The sequence below is a fragment of the Parafrankia sp. BMG5.11 genome (genome assembly GCF_004337455.1).
Map to the genome: position 1 here is coordinate 57,605 of NZ_SJXI01000088.1, position 14,912 is coordinate 72,516.

Annotated in this window: 14 protein-coding genes; 4 read left to right on the forward strand and 10 right to left on the reverse strand. The window is 71.9% G+C overall.

Annotated elements, in window-relative coordinates; genetic code table 11:
• Window positions 1-130: 130 nt before the first annotated feature.
• A complete protein-coding gene (locus tag E0504_RS42360; protein WP_131627173.1) occupies window positions 131-1,777 on the forward strand; it encodes a serine/threonine-protein kinase in 1,647 nt (548 codons plus the stop codon).
• A 128-nt stretch (window positions 1,778-1,905) separates the two neighbouring features.
• Window positions 1,906-3,339: an extracellular solute-binding protein gene (locus E0504_RS42365; RefSeq protein WP_235014227.1), complete on the forward strand. Its 1,434-nt coding sequence runs from the start codon at window positions 1,906-1,908 to the stop codon at window positions 3,337-3,339.
• A gap of 97 nt (window positions 3,340-3,436) precedes the next feature.
• Here the strand turns inward: E0504_RS42365 and E0504_RS42370 are convergent, their stop codons facing one another.
• Complete coding sequence (locus E0504_RS42370) at window positions 3,437-3,997, reverse strand: VOC family protein (RefSeq protein WP_071060015.1); 561 nt, start codon at window positions 3,995-3,997, stop codon at window positions 3,437-3,439.
• Between the two features lie 182 nt (window positions 3,998-4,179).
• Here E0504_RS42370 and E0504_RS42375 point away from each other — a divergent pair, with 182 nt between their 5' ends.
• A complete protein-coding gene (locus E0504_RS42375) occupies window positions 4,180-4,842 on the forward strand; it encodes a TetR/AcrR family transcriptional regulator (RefSeq protein ID WP_131627175.1) in 663 nt (220 codons plus the stop codon).
• Window positions 4,843-4,918: 76 nt separating this feature from the next.
• Here the strand turns inward: E0504_RS42375 and E0504_RS42380 are convergent, their stop codons facing one another.
• On the reverse strand, window positions 4,919-6,106 hold the full coding sequence (locus E0504_RS42380) for a cytochrome P450 (protein ID WP_071060014.1): 1,188 nt from the start codon (window positions 6,104-6,106) through the stop codon (window positions 4,919-4,921).
• A 338-nt stretch (window positions 6,107-6,444) separates the two neighbouring features.
• On the opposite strand from E0504_RS42380, the gene E0504_RS42385 reads away from it, so the two are divergent.
• Window positions 6,445-7,155 carry a TetR/AcrR family transcriptional regulator gene (locus E0504_RS42385; protein WP_112107339.1) on the forward strand — a complete coding sequence of 237 codons (711 nt, stop codon included), beginning with the start codon at window positions 6,445-6,447 and terminating at the stop codon, window positions 7,153-7,155.
• An 81-nt stretch (window positions 7,156-7,236) separates the two neighbouring features.
• Here E0504_RS42385 and E0504_RS42390 read toward each other — a convergent pair whose 3' ends face one another.
• From E0504_RS42390 to E0504_RS42425, 8 genes are read right to left on the reverse strand one after another with little or no spacing between them, the layout of a single operon-like run.
• Entirely contained in the window at window positions 7,237-8,274 is a 1,038-nt protein-coding gene (locus E0504_RS42390) for a phosphotransferase (protein ID WP_112107327.1), read from the reverse strand.
• A complete protein-coding gene (locus tag E0504_RS42395) occupies window positions 8,271-9,338 on the reverse strand; it encodes a phosphotransferase family protein (protein ID WP_131627177.1) in 1,068 nt (355 codons plus the stop codon). Before E0504_RS42395 ends, E0504_RS42390 begins: the two co-directional genes overlap by 4 nt.
• 44 nt (window positions 9,339-9,382) lie before the next feature.
• Window positions 9,383-9,817, reverse strand: coding sequence for a nitroreductase family deazaflavin-dependent oxidoreductase (locus E0504_RS42400; protein WP_071060011.1), 435 nt, complete (start codon window positions 9,815-9,817; stop codon window positions 9,383-9,385).
• Window positions 9,818-9,848: 31 nt separating this feature from the next.
• Window positions 9,849-11,096 (reverse strand): cytochrome P450, encoded by a 1,248-nt coding sequence (locus E0504_RS42405; RefSeq protein WP_071060010.1) that lies wholly within the window; start codon window positions 11,094-11,096, stop codon window positions 9,849-9,851.
• A gap of 4 nt (window positions 11,097-11,100) precedes the next feature.
• Window positions 11,101-11,880, reverse strand: coding sequence for an SDR family NAD(P)-dependent oxidoreductase (locus E0504_RS42410; RefSeq protein WP_071060074.1), 780 nt, complete (start codon window positions 11,878-11,880; stop codon window positions 11,101-11,103).
• 5 nt (window positions 11,881-11,885) lie between these two features.
• Complete coding sequence (locus E0504_RS42415; protein ID WP_112107321.1) at window positions 11,886-12,137, reverse strand: ferredoxin; 252 nt, start codon at window positions 12,135-12,137, stop codon at window positions 11,886-11,888.
• A 1-nt stretch (window position 12,138) separates the two neighbouring features.
• Complete coding sequence (locus tag E0504_RS42420) at window positions 12,139-13,347, reverse strand: amidohydrolase family protein (protein WP_071060008.1); 1,209 nt, start codon at window positions 13,345-13,347, stop codon at window positions 12,139-12,141.
• Between the two features lie 29 nt (window positions 13,348-13,376).
• Window positions 13,377-14,846 (reverse strand): aldehyde dehydrogenase family protein, encoded by a 1,470-nt coding sequence (locus E0504_RS42425; RefSeq protein ID WP_112107318.1) that lies wholly within the window; start codon window positions 14,844-14,846, stop codon window positions 13,377-13,379.
• Window positions 14,847-14,912: the final 66 nt, after the last annotated feature.

A 14,912-nucleotide genomic window follows, 5' to 3' on the forward strand; every position in this document is an offset into this window, starting at 1 on the left:
AGTGTGGGCCGCGTCCTACGAAAATCAATGCCGTCCCACCTGCGGATATATGTGTCGCAGTACGATTCGCTCGAATCGTGCCGGGAATCCGGACGGTGGCCTGGTCTGGGCTTTGGGGGGTACGCGGACCGTGAGCACAAACGGCGTCGAGGTTCAGCCACCGCGATCGAGTGACCCCGTCTCGCTGGGACGGCACAGGGTGCTCGGCCGTCTCGGTGCCGGTGGCATGGGCGTGGTCTACCTGGCCGAGGGCCCGTTCGGCCGGGTCGCGGTGAAGCTCGTCCGTGAGGAGCTCGCGGACGACCCGGACTTCCGCCGCCGGTTCCAGCGCGAGGTCCAGGCCTGCTTCCGGGTGGGCGGCGCGCACACCGTCCGCCTGGTCGACTTCGAGCTGGACGCCGACCGGCCCTGGCTGGCGACCGAGCTCGTCGACGCGCCGAGCCTGTCGGCCCACGTCCGGTTACACGGCCCGCTCGGCCCGGACGAGCAGACGGTGCTCGCGGCCGGGCTCGCCGACGCACTGGTCTCGATCCACGCGGCCGGGATGATCCACCGGGATCTCAAGCCGTCGAACGTCCTGTGGACGGCGCACGGGCCGAAGGTCATCGACTTCGGCATCGCCGCGGCGGCCGACGCCACGGCGATCACCCTCCGCGGACAGTTCGTCGGCACTCCCGGCTGGCACGCCCCGGAGCAGGTCTCCGGCACGGAGGCGACCCCCGCCGCCGACATCTTCGCCTGGGGCGCGCTGCTGTGCTTCGCCGCGACCGGCGAGGCGCCGTTCGGCACCGGGCCCGGCGCGGCGGTGCTGCACCGGGTGCTGGCGGCCGAGCCGTCCACCGGCCTCGGACGGATCACGCCGGGGCTACGCCAGCTCGTATCCAGCGCGCTGGCCCGCGAGCCGGCGGACCGGCCCACCGCCGAGGCCCTGTTCACCGAGCTGGTGGGTTCGCTGCCCGACGGCGCCGACGGCTCGGCCACCCGGTTCCTGCAGACCCGGCCGGTGGTGGCGACGACACCGCCGTGGTCGGCGACCATCCCGCCGACAGGCGACGAGGACGACCCGGCACCCGGTCAGCCGACGCCTGGTCAGCCAACGCCAGGCCAGGCGACGTCCGACCAGGCACGGCCCGGCCAGTCGACGCCGCAGCAGCCACAGCCGGGACGGCGCAGGCGGCGCCGGTTGGTCATCGCGCTCGCGGCGGGCGTGGTCGTGCTGGCCGCGGGCGGGACGGCGGCCGTCCTGCTGACCTCCGGCGGCGACGACGGCACGTCCGACACCACCCTCACCGCCGACTTCACCGCCGACGCGCCATGGCGGCTGCGGATCTCCGACGAGATCCAGGGCGGCGACGACACCGGCTGCACGATCACCGTCACCGACACCGCGACGGGCGACAGCCGCTCGATCACCGACGTCTACGGGGAGAAGATCTACCAGGTCTCGCAGGTCGGGACGTTCCGCCTCGGGGTGAACAACCCGGGCTGTGTGGTCCAGGGCCTGGAGACCGCGGGTGACGCGTCGCTGCCGTTCGCGACAACCTCGTACACCGGTGACACCGAGGCCTTTCACACCGAGGGCACGGTCACCGTCAAGGTCGTCGACTTCAGCGGCAGCGAGGACTGCGCCCTCGAGCTCCACTCGGCCACCGACGGCCGGCTGCTCAACTTCGGCACCGCCAGCCCGGACAACCCGGTAATCACCCTGGACGCCGGCGGCCCCGACCAGGTCTACCTCGCCGAGCCGCCCTGCGGGCTGCGGGTCCTCCCCGGCTGAGCGCGCCGGTAGGGGCACCCCTGTCGGGTGGCGGCCTGGGCTTTCGGCCCGGTCCGGGGCGATGCTGTCACCGACGGAAACCGGGCACCCGCAGCGGACCGAGGGCATGCCCACCGAAGGGAGCGACGATGCTCGGGAACGTGTCAGAACCCCGCCCACGGCACCTGGACCCGCGCGGCCCGGGCACCCGCCGGGCCGGCTCGTCCCCACGCCGCGCCGGGCCGCTGGGCGCGCTGCTCGCCGGGACGGTCACGGTCGGCCTGCTCGCGGGCTGCGGCGGCGGCTCCGGCGCGGCCACCGATCCGGCCGAGAGCCTGCGCCCGACGGCACGGCCGGCGACCGCGAACGTGGACGACGTCGCCGGCGCGAAGGCGTCGCCGGAGTGCGCCGCCGCGGTGAAGACGCTGCGGATGTTCGCCCTGGGGTCGCTCAACGACGCGGCGAAGTCGGGCAAGGCGTACATGGAGAAGGCCCATCCCGGCCTGACCGTCGAGCTCACGGCCGACGCGACCGGCTACCCCCAGCTCGTCCAGCAGATCAGCGCGGACCGGGCCGCCGGGCGCCCGGCGGACGTCGCGGTCGCCGGCTTCGACCTGCTGCCGACCTTCGCCGACAAGCTCGGCGCGCAGCCGCTGTCACCCCGGTTGCTGCGGGCGTCCTACGACCAGCGGTTCCTGCCGCTCGGCGAGTACGGCGGCCGGCTCGTCGCGGTGCCGCAGCAGGTGTCCACGCTCGCACTCGTCTACAACGCGGACGTCCTGGCGAAGGCCGGGGTCGACCCGAAGACGCTGGGCACGACCACGGGGGTGCTCGCCGCGGCCGAGCGGATCAGGAACTCCGGTCAGCAGATCCAGCCGATCGACCTGCCGACGGGCGGGTTCGCCCAGTGGTACCTGACCACGCTGGCCAGCTCGAAGAACACCCCCGCGATGAAGGCGGACGGCCAGCCCGACCTGACCAGCCCGGCCGTCCGCGAGGCCGCCGCGTTCCTGGCCAAGGTGGGCACCTACGGAACACAGTCGAGCGACCCGACCACGCAGGGCCTGTTGCGCTTCGGCATCCGGCAAGAGACGGCGATCAGCGCGGTCACCCTGCCGTCGCTGGCCGCGGGGCTGCGCTACGTCCATGATCAGGGCGCGCAGGGCTTCAAGGTGGGTGTCGCCCCGTTCCCGACCCTGCCCGGGGGCACTCAGCACCCCGTCGCGGGCGGCAACGGGCTGTCCGTACTGTCGACGGACCGCTGCCAGCGGGAGATGGCCACCGAGCTGGTCGTCGCGCTGCTCGCCCCGGACGTGATCGCCGCCGGCACCGAGGCGTTCAGCTTCCTGCCGGTCGACACCGAGGCCCGCAGGCAGCTCGCGCCGTTCTACCGGGAGTTCCCGGAGCTGACCCAGTTCGACGCGCTGATTCCGGATCTCGTCCAGGCGCCGACCTGGGGCGGTGAGCGCGGCGGCGAGGTCCACGACGCGCTGAACGACGAGGTGGTCGCAATCATGACAGGAGCCGACCCCGGCACCACCCTCACCGCGGCCCAGCGGAAGATCGCCACCCTGGTGAAGTGATCTCCCGCTCGGGACAGTTCGGACCCCGGGCACCACCCTCACCACGGCCAGTGGGAGATCGCCGCACCGGGACGATGATCTCCCACTCGGGATGTGTTCAGACGCCGAGGGTGCGGACGGGGTCGGTGCCGTCCCAGCCCTCGGTGGCGGCGCGGACGAACTTGGCCATGCCCTCCGTGGCCGGGTTCAGCTCCATGATCTCGATGATGGTGGCCGGGCCGGCGGGCGGCTCGAAGTAGGCGTAACGGGTCGCGCCGTCACCGCCGCCGGTCCAGACGATCGGCCAGCCCGCGGCCTCGATCGAGCTCATGGTGGCGTCGAAGTCCGGGGCCCACCAGGCGAGCTGGTGGAAGCCCTCCTTCCCGGACTCGAGGAACTCGGTGTAGATGCTGGGCGCGTCACCGTGCTGCTGGATCAGCTCGACCTGCATGTCGCCGGTGTTGGAGAAGGCGACCGACATGGTCACCTCGCAGTCCTTGCCGCGGAAGAGCCCCGCCTGCGGGTGCTCCCGCAGCACGTACCAGGGGCCGACGCCCAGGCTCAGCCAGGAGGCGATCGCCTCGTCGAGGTCGCGGACGATGTAGCCGATCTGGCGCGCAACGCCGGGCAGGACGTCCGGGTTGACGGCGGTGGGCGGGGTGGTGGGCGAGGTGGTCACGGTCCGCTCCTCGGGTCTGACGCGGCTCCGGCCGGACCCGCGGGCTTGGGTTGACCGGGACCGAGCTCCGCAACAGCGGCCAGTCCCGCGACGCGGGGGAACGCTAGCCGTGCCGGCGGAAATGCGTCAACTGTTCTCATCTGTTCTCATCGCCGCTGGAACTGGGCCGGTAGAATTGATCTGTGCCCACCGGAGCAGCCGGCACGGGCGCTGACCGCAGTCAGCGCCGGGCCTCCTACCAGCAGGCGCGCTCGCACGAGACGAAACGTGCCCTGGTGCAGGCGGCTGTGGCGCTGTGGCGCGCGAACGGCTACACGGCGACCACGGTCGCCGACATCTGCCGGGCGGCCGGGGTCTCCAAGGGGCTGTTCTACTTCTACTTCCCGCGCAAGGAGGACGTCCTCCTTGAGATCGGTGTGCTCTCCACCCGCGGCGCCCGCCGCACCGCGCACGAGCTGCTGCGCGGGCCGTACGACGTCACCGCCGTCGTCGCGGCGACGCTGGGCGGCCTCGAGCGGTCGATGCGGCGCAACCCGCCCGAGCTGATCATCGAGACCATCCTCGAGAGCTACCGACACGAGCTCCGGGCGCTGGCCGGCGAGGTGCCCCCGGAGCCGGCCCCGCTGATCTTCGGTGACCTGTTCGACCGCGCGGTGGCGGACGGCGCGCTGCCCGGTCACGTCGACGCGGCGCGGCTGGCTCGGCTGGCGCAGTCGCTGGTCAGCGAGGGCGCCCGCCACTGGGCGGCCGGCGCTTACGCGCCGCGGTCGTTCGCCGACGTCGTCACCGAGGACATCACCGCTCTCATCGCCGGCTTCAGCCAGCCGCCGCCACCACCCGCCTGAGCCCGTCACCTGAGCCCGCCGGCTCCACCCCGGTCCGGGAGGATCCCTGACGTGGCCTCCCGGACCGGGACGACGCTCAGACGACGAGCGGCAGGTGCTCGTACCCGCGCACGGTGCTGGTGTGCAGCCGCACCGCGCTGTCGTGGTCGACCTGGTAGTTCGGGAAGCGGCGCAGGGTCTCCTCGATCCCGATCCGGCCCTCCATCCGGGCCAGCGCCGCGCCCAGGCAGAAGTGGGCGCCGCGGCCGAACGCCACGTGGCCGTCGAACTTACGGTGGATGTCGTAACGGTCCGGGTCGGTGTACTTGCGCCCGTCCCGGCCGGCCGATCCGGTGAGCAGCAGAACCTTCGCGCCCGTCGGGATCGTCGTCCCGTGCAGCTCGACGTCGTTCTTGAGCATGCGGCCCTGCACCGGGGACGGCGCCTCGTACCGCAACGTCTCCTCGACGGCGTTCGACAACAGCGACGGGTCGGCGGCCAGCTCGGCCCGCTGGTCGGGATGGGCCTCGAGCAGCACACACGCCCAGCCGAGCAGCCGGGCGACGGTCTCCGTCCCGGCGCTGACGATCTCGTTCGTGACCGACGCCGCCTCCGGCGTGGTCAGCCTGCGGCGCTCGCCGTTCCCGTCGGTGACCTCGGCCTCGGCGAGACCGGTGATCATGTCGTCACGCGGCGACCTGCGGCGGTCCTCGATCAGCCCGGCGAAGTAGGTGCGCAGCTTGATCGTGGCGGCGTGGGAGGTCTCGTTGACCATCCCGACGCCCTCCTCGATGTGGAAGGTCAGGTCGATGGTCCTGCGGACCTCCTCCCGGTCTGCCGGGTCGACCCCGATCAGCTGGGAGATCACCTTCGAGGGGAGCTGCGCGGCGAAGTCACTGATGTAGTCGAACCCGCCCGCGCCGATCTGCGGGTCGAGCATCTCCGCGCACAGGACGCGGATGTGCTCCTCGAGCGCGGCGATCCGGCGCGGGGTGAAGGCGCGGGACACCAGCGACCGCAGCAGGTGGTGGGCCGGGGCATCCGTGAAAATCATGAAGCCGGGCGGCATCGGCTCCGGCGTCATGATCTCCAGGATCGTGCCGTGCGCGGAGCTGTAGGTGTCCGCGTTGACGTGGGCGGCGTCGATGTCGGCGTGCCGGGAAAGCGCGTAGAAGTCGAACTTGTCGTTGCGGTAGACGGGCTCCTCGTCACGCATCCGCTTCCAGAGCGGGTACGGATTGACGTCGATCACCTCGTCGAAGGGATCCCAGTATAATTCGGCCACTGTCGTAGATCTCCTCGTCGCGTTCACAGGCACGGCGTCCACTGGCACTTTCCAGAAGACAGTCTTAGTCACCCGGCCAAGCCCACACAAACGACGAATACCGGTGTGACCTGCGCCACCATGGCCCCGAGTCCGGCCCGGTCGTGGTCGGTCGCGCTCCGGCTGCGGTCCGGTCGCGACAGGGGCGGACCGGGCGGGCGGGAATACAGGTGCGGTGCGCACGGAGATCCCTCGGGGACGAACGGTGTGAACGCCGACACTGGTAACGTCGGAGAGTGTCCTGGGCCGAACGCGCCGCCGACCGCTCGCCGTCGGTCCAGCGTTCGAGATCGCGCAGCATGCGGCAGGCGAAGGTCATCGTCGAGGCCGCCGAGCGGCTCATCCTGCTCAACGGCGCCCGCTTCACGACGCAGGAGCTCGTGAAGGAAGCCGGCATCGCGACGCAGACCTTCTACCGGCATTTCACCGGCAAGGATCAGCTGCTGCTGGCCGTCATCGAGGACATCATCGCCAACCAGACCGCGCGCTACGAGGCGTCCGCGCAGCACCTGCCGGGCCCGGTCGCCCGGCTGCGCCACTACGTGCGGTCCGCGGTGTCGTCGCTGAACGCGCCGGGCTGGGAGGGTGCCGGGGCCCGGTTCATCCCCACCGAGCACTGGCGCCTGCACCAGCTGTACCCGGAGGAGCTGGCGCACGCGACCCGGCCGTTCGCCGACCTGGTCGCTCGTGAGCTGACCGCGGCGCAGGAGGCCGGCCTGCTCGCCCCGCGGCACATCGAGCGCGACGCCACGGTGGTCGCCCGACTGGTGACCTCCGTCTACCACCACTATGCGTTCGCCAGAACGGACGAGACGGCCGAGTCGATCGGCGACTACCTGTGGTCCTTCTGCCTGGCAGCCCTCGGCGGCAGCCCGGAGGCGGAGCAGCCCGCCGAGCCGGCCCGGACGCATCCGCCGCCGGAATCGGCGACTCCCGCCGTTCAGACTGTCCTGCCGCAGCAGGCTCCCGCGGCCGCGCGGAAGCGACCGCTGCCACAGGCCGCGCGGTAGACACCAGCCCCACAGCCCGGCCCCGAACGCGGGCACGCCCGTCTCCAGCAGCCACGGATGGGCGCCGGAGACGGGCGGCTGTCAGACTCCGAGCAGGTCCAGGCTCCCGTGCTGGGCCACGGCGAGGCCGAGTCGGGCGGTCAGGTGCTCGACGATCGGGCGGTCCACCGCCCGGGTGATCGCCCACAGGTAGAAGCCGTACGGCAGGTGAGCCCGGTACGCCCACCAGGCGTCGTCGCGCGCGGGCGGGGTGACGCCGTGTGCGGCCAGCCGGCCGAGGTAGTGGTCGAGCAGGTCACGCTCCGAGCGGGCCCGCTCATCGGGGTCCAGGACCGCCGCCAGGTGGTAGCCGACGTCCAACGCCCACACGCCGTGCTGGGCGACCTGCCAGTCGATGAGCCCCGGGGAACCGTCGGCCAGCTCGTAGACGTTGCCGGTGTGCAGGTCTCCGTGGACGAGACAGCGCGGCTGGTCACTGATCCCGGCCAGTCTGCCCATCGCCGCCAGCAGCCGGTCCGCGCGGCGGACGTCATCCGGCACCGCCGGCACCCGGCCGTCGTCGAGCTGGCTCTGGAGCTGCTCGGGCGCCAGGACCCGGGCGAGCGACGCGAGCCGGGGCGGGAACGCGGCCGTCAGCTCGCCCTTGTCCTGCCAGGTCGCCGCGTGCAGCGCCGCGAGCTGGTCGAGCGTGCCGGTGGCCTGTTCGGCGTCGTAGCCCACGAGCGGGTCGAGGAAGGTGGCACCGGCCTCGACCAGGTCCTCCATCAGGACGAGCGCGTGGTTCGTCTCCTCGTCGACCGCGGCGTGCACGCACGGCGGGGTCCGCACCGGCAGGGTGGAGGCCCACTGCCGGTAGAAGTCGGCCTCGACGCGGGTGCCTCGCCCGCGCACGGCGGGGTTGAAGTACCCCTTGGCGCACAGCGCCGCCGGCGCGCCGTCGACCGCCTGCGCGTACTCGACCTGGAAGCGCACCTTCGTCGCGACGGTCTGCAGCCGCTGCGTCACCGTCGTGCCGGTGACGACCGCCCCGGGCCACGACTCACCCAGTACCGCGGTGAGCCACTCGGGCGATCGCACGACCTCCTCGTCCCATGGCGCGGGGCCGCCCGGGATGCTCATGACAGTTCCTCCGGGTCGAGGTCGAGCAGGCGGTAGGCGCGTTCCAGGTAGGGGCCGCGCTCCGACCTGCCCGCCAGCGGGAGCCGCATCGACCGACGGGTGTGCAGGCCGAGCAGGGCCGTTTTGACGCAGGCGAAGACCTCGTGCCAGAGCAGGTTCTCGACCCGCCGGCCGGTCAGCTCCTCCCAGAGGTCGATGGTCTCCTGCCGGGTGCCGAGGCCGTCGAGGCGCGGCACGCCCTGGAAGGAGCTGTGGATCTCGTCGAAGTGCAGCCACCAGCCGAGATCGGCCATCGGGCCGGCCAGCGACGCCTGTTCCCAGTCCATGACGCCGACGACCTCGAAGTCGTCGCCGAACATCATGTTGCCGATCCGGGCGTCGCCCCAGGACAGGCCCGGCACGGGCTCGGCGGGCCGGTTCGCGGCCAGCCACTCGAACAGGGTGCGCACGGCATCGGGCACCTCGTCCTCGAGCGCCCACGCCGCGAAGCGGTTCCAGTAGGTGAGCTGCTGCTCGGGGCCGGTGCTGCCCAGCTCGGCGAGGTCGACGAAGCCCACCTCGTCCACAGGCATCATGTGGATGGCGGCGAACTGGTGCATCGCGCTCTCCCACAGGGTCCGCCGCTGGGCGGGTGTCGCCTCCGTCAGCCACCCCGTCTTGTTGTAGACCGGCATGCTGACCGGCACCCGGCCGCGCATCCGGCGCATCACGAAGAACGGCTGCCCGAGCAGCGCGGCGTCGTCCTCGAACCACAGCGTCTCCGGGACGCGCACCGAGCCGTTGCGGCGCAGGGCGGCCAGCAGGTCGTACTGCATCCGGAACCGGGGGTCGAGGAACATCTGGTGTTCGGGCCTGGGCCCGATCCGCAGGACCAGGTCGTCGACGCGGCCCGCCGAGCGGGCTTCGAGCAGGATCGTCTCGTTGGAGACCCCGGCCCCGGTCGGATAGGTCAGCTCGCCCAGCGTGACGTCGTCGACGCCTAATCGGGCCGCGAGCCACGGGCGCAGGACCTCGACCGTGGCGTCGAGGTCGCGGCCCTTGGAGAAGACCGGTGCGACGCTCATCCGTACTGCTCCTTTCATCGCGATCGCGGCAGCAGGCCGGCTTCTCAGGACGGGGTGAGGACGACGACCGGGATGACCCGGTCCGTGCGGGTCTGGTACACGTCGTAGTTGGGCCAGCTCGCGGTCACGATCTTCCAGAGCCGAGGCTTCTCGTCCTCGGACGCCGTCCGGCCCACCACCGGCAGGTGCAGGCCACGGACCTGGATCTCGGCCTCGGGATGCGCCGTCAGGTTCCAGTACCAGGCCGGGTGTTTCGGCGCTCCGCCGGTGGACGCCACGACGAGGTAGTCGTCCCCGTCCCGCGCGAAGATCAGGGCGGAGGTGCGCTTCTCGCCTGACTGCCGGCCGACCGTGGTCAGCAGCAGGGTCGGCACACCGTTCCAGAGGTAGCCGACCTCACCGTCGGTCTCCCGGTAACGCGCGATGTGCTCGGCCCCGCGCAGACTCAGGTCCGGGGCGGTGTAGCCGGTCTCGCTCATGGGATGTCTCCTCACCCCCGAGGTCTCGGGGTCACCCGAAGACGACGGGGATCTCGGTCGCGCCTCGCTCGTACATGCCGATGAAGCGGGGTGCCTCGCGGTCGGGGTCGAGGCGCAGGTCGGGGAGCCGGTCGAGCAGCGCCCCGATCCCGACCCGCATCTCGGCGCGGGCCACGTGCATGCCCAGGCAGACGTGGGCGCCCCCGCCGAAGGCGAAGGACGGCCGCAGGGCGCGGGTGATGTCGTACTCGTCCGGGCGGTCCCAGCGGGCCGGGTCGCGGTTGGCCGCGCCGATGCACAGGTGCAGCACCGACCCGGCCGGCATGTGCACGCCGAAGAAGTCGACGTCCTCGGTCACCCAGCGGGAGAACATCGGGTCGGTGGGTGACCACCGCAGCGACTCCTCGATCGCCAGCCGGAGCAGCGAGCGGTCGGCGCGCACCGCGGCCAGCGCCTCGGGGTGCTGCAGCAGCGCGGTGAGCGTGATGCCCATCTGCTTCCAGGTGGTGCCGGAGCCGGCGGTCAGCAGCAGCACCGAGAAGGAGTAGATCTCGGCGTCGGTGAGCCGGTGCGTGACCCCGTTCTCGTCGGTCATCTCGGCCTGCACGAGGATGCTGATCAGGTCGTCCTGCGGGTCCGCACGCCGGGCGGCGACGATCGGCTCGAGCATCCGCACGATCTCGTCGGGCCTGGTCAGCGCGGCACGGATGTCGAGCGCCTGGTCGACGGGCACGCCGAAGCTGCTGGTGATCGTGAGCACCGGGATGGCCGCGCAGAAGTCCACGTTCAGCTCGGCCCGCCCCGCGTCGACGAACCCGTCGATGAGCAGGTCGACGGTCTCCTCGATCCAGTTACTGATCCACCATTTCGCCTTGCCCGGCACGAACGAGGGCTGTACGAGCCCCCGGTACCGGCGGTGCTGCCTCCCGCCCATCGACAGCATGCTGTTCGTCGCGCCGTACGGGCCGTTGTTGGGATCCACCGGCCCGGCCGCCGACGCGAACACCTCGGGATCGCGGTAGGCGGCGTCGCACGCGGCGTAGCTGAAGGCGGAGAAGTGCGGGCGGTCGGGGTACGGCAGACCGGAGAACATCGCCGGGCCGTCGAAGCCGGTCAGCTCGTGGACGATCCCCGGGTGCACCGGGGCCTGCTCGCGCAGCCGGTGCCAGACCGGGTACGGGTCCTCCCGGTAGCCGCCGCCCATGTGCACGTTGTAGCTGCTGCGCAGGTCGAACAGCTGCCGGACCCGCTCGCGGTCGAGAGTGGCCGTCGTGCTCATCGGGTCACCTGGCCACGTATCCGCCGTCGACCGGCAGCAGCACACCGGTGATGTTGAGCGCGCGGTCGGAGACCAGGTAGACGGCGGCCTCGGCGCAGTCCTCGGCCGTGATCGGGCGGCCGAGCGGATGGGTGGCCCCGACGTTCTCCACCATTTTCTCCCGGGCGTCCCCCGAGATGGTGAGCCCGCCGGCGGCCATGAAGTTGGTGTGCGGCATCCCGGCCGGGCAGATCGCGTTCGCCCGGATGCCGAACGGCGCGCCCTCGATGGCCACCGCGCGGGTCAGCTGGTGCACCGCGCCCTTGGTGGCGCCGTAGACGGAGCCGCCCCAGGCGACGAGGCCGGCGACCGACCCGGTGTTGAGGATCGCCCCGCCCCCGCCCTGCCGCTTGAACTGCAGGACGGCCTGCTTGCAGCCGTTGAACACGCCCCCGAAGTTGACCGCGACCAGCCGCTGGAAATCCTCGGCGGTGTGGTCCTCCAGCTTCGCGCCCAGCCGCGGGGTCGGGACGCCGACGTTGTTGAAGACGATGTCGATCCGGCCGAACTGCGCCACGGCCGCCTCGATCGCGGCGGCCACGTCGGCCTCCTTCGAGACGTCGCACTCGGCTGCCGCCGCGGTGCCGCCGGCCGCCTCGATCGCGGCCGCCGTCTCCTTGATCCCCTCGGGCCGGATGTCGGCGCACAGCACCCGGGCGCCCTCCTCGGCGAACCGCAGTGCCGAGGCGCGGCCGACCCCTGAGCCGGCACCCATCACCACGGCGATCTTGCCGTCGAGCATCATGCTCGTCACGCTCCTGTTCCGTCCTGCGCCAGGCCTGTGTCCTGCGCCAGGCCCGCGTCGTGCGCCAGGCGCAGCGCGCCGGTCGGGCACGACTCGACGGCGATGCCCACCACGTCGGCCGGGTCGTCGGCCTCGGCGAGGACGACCGCCTTGGCCTGCTCGTCCTGGGTGAAGGTGCCCGGCGCGTAGTCCACGCACATGCCGCTGCCGATGCACCGCTCGCGGTCGACGACCGCGAGCGGTGCCCGCCCTGCCATGTCAGGCCTTCGCGAGCACAGGCGGCTCGGCCGGCGTGAACCGGTACAGCCGCTCGGCGTTGCCGCGCAGGATCTTGTACTGGACCTCCTCTGACAGGTGGCCGATCCGGTTCTTCACGACGTCGATGCAGTTCGGCCAGGTCGAGTCGGAGTGCGGGTAGTCCGTCTCGCACATGATGTTGTCCTCGCCGATCTCGTCGATGCTGGCGATGCCGTGCGCGTCGTCGATGAAGCAGCCGAACACGTGCTCACGGAAGCTGGCGCGGATGTCGAGGGTGTCCAGGTCCAGGGCGTCCGCCCCGGCGTGCTCGTTGAAGCGGACACCACGCTTGACCCAGTGGCGCTGCTTGTCGATCACCTGCTCGGCGCGCTCCAGGTAGTACGGCATCCAGCCGATCTCGCCCTCGGAGAGCGCGATCTTCAGCTTCGGGTACCGCTGGAACATCCCGCTGAACAGCCAGGAGAGCATGGCGCCCGAGGTACGCATCGCGCCCCAGGTCAGGTTCGCCATGAACGGCGCGTCGGGAGCGATCTTCGGCACCTGCGACGAGGAGCCGACGTGCATCGACGCGACCATCTCCAGGTCGTTCGCGGCAGCCATCACCGGCTCCCAGTACCCGTCGCGGTCGTGGATGGTCGGCAGGCCCAGCGGGGCCGGGTTCTCCGAGAAGGCGAAGGTGGTGGACCCCTTCGCCGCGCAGCGCTCCAGCTCCTTCACCGCGAGCTGCGGGTCCCACAGCGGGATGAGGGTGAGCGGGATGTAGCGGCCGGGAGCGCTGCCGCACCACTCCTCGATCATCCAGTCGTTGTAGATCTTCAGGCACACCAGGCCGAACTCGCGGTCGCTCGCCTCGGAGAACATCTGCCCGCAGAACCGGGTCACCGTCGGGAAGCACAGCGAGGCCAGGATGCCGGCCCGGTCCATGTCCTCCAGGCGGGCCCGCGCGTCGTAACAGCCGGGCCGCATCTCGGCGTAGGAGAGGGGCTCGGGGCTGAACTCCTCCTTCTCCTTGCCGGCGACGGCGCTCAGCCCGGAGCTCGGGAAACGCTTGCCGTCGTAGACCCAGCAGTCCATTCCCTTGTCGTCGATCACCATGTGGGGGGCCCGGTCGTGGTCCTTGGCGGGGAGCCGGTCGGTCCACAGGTTCGGCGGCTCCAGGACGTGGTCGTCGACGGAGATCAGCCAGTCCAGCGGCAGTGATGACGTCATCAGTGGTTCCCTCCGGTCCGGGAGCGAGCTCAGCGGAGCTCGCCGATGGCGAGGTGCTTGACTTCCTGGAAGGCGCGGATGCCGTCCGGCCCGCGCTCGCGGCCGAGGCCGCTGTGCTTGTAGCCGCCGCCCGGCGCGTAGGCGCTGAACACGGCGGTGTTGACGTTGACCGCCCCGGTCCGCAGCCGGCGGGCGACGCCCACCGCCGCGGCGACGTCGGCGCCGTAGACCTGGCCGGACAGCCCGTAGTCGCTGTCGTTGGCGATCCGCACGGCGTCGTCGAGGTCCCGGTAGCCCAGGACACTGATCACCGGCCCGAAGATCTCCTCCTGGGCCGCCGGGTTGGCGTTGTCGGGGAGGTCGAGCACGGTCGGCTCGAAGTAGTAGCCGCGCTCCAGCCCGGCGGGCCGCCCGCCGCCGGTGACGACCTTCCCGCCGTTCTCCTCGGCCAGCCGGACGAAGCGCTCGCACCGGTCGCGCTGGCCGGCGCTGATGACCGGCCCGAGCTTCGCCGACGGGTCTGTGGGCGGGCCGACGGTGAGGGCGCCGTAGGCTCGCGACACCGCGTCGAGGACCTCGTCCTTGCGCTCGCGCGGCACCAGCATCCGGGTGGCGGCGACGCACGCCTGGCCGGCGGTGGCGGCGACGACCGCGACGGCCCCGGCGGTGGCCCTCCCGACGGCGTCGGGCAGGTAGATCTGGGCCGACTTGCCGCCCAGTTCGAGGGCGACCCGCTTCACCGTCGGGGCGGCCTGGGCGAGGATCTGCCGGCCGACCACGGTCGAGCCGGTGAACGAGACCATGTCGACGGCCCGGTGGGTGGTCAGCAGCTCGGCACCGGCGGCGCCGGCCTCCACCACCACGCTGAGCACGCCCGGCGGCAGCCCGGCCGCCTCCGCCGCCGCGCCGAAGACCAGCGACGACAGCGGGGTGAGCGGGCTGGGCCGCAGGATCACCGAGTTCCCGGCGATCAGCGCTGGGATGATCTTCTGCATCGCCATGATGATCGCCCCGTTGTAGGGGGTGATCGCGGTGACGACGCCGACGGGCTCGTGCCGGCGGAAGCTCAGGCTCGCCCCGGCCCGGACGAGGTCGTCCAGCGGTACCGGGTTGGCCTCCTCGTGCGACATCGACAGGTAGAGGTCGATGGTGCCGCGGGCCAGGCCGAGGCCGGCGCCGAACTGCGCCCGCTCGGCGAACCCGGTGGGCTGGCCCGCCTCGGCGACCATGGTGGCGACGAGCTCGGCCCGCGCGGACTGGAAGTAGTCGAGGAACGCGCCCAGCACCTTCGCCCGCTCGGCCGGCGGGCGGTCCGCCCACACGCCCTCGTCGAAGGAGCGGCGGGCCTCGGTGATCGCGCGCTCGATCTCGGGCAGGGGGGTGGCCGCCACGTCGGCCACCGAGGTCTCGTCGGCCGGGTTCTCGACGGCGAAGACCTCGTCGCCCTCGACCCAGGTGCCGGCCACGTACGAGCGGCGCTCCGCGATGATCGCTGCCACGGGCTCGTTCCCTTCTCGGTGCACATGCCCACACGGGGCGTCGGGTGACTGGTTCAGGTGCGGCAG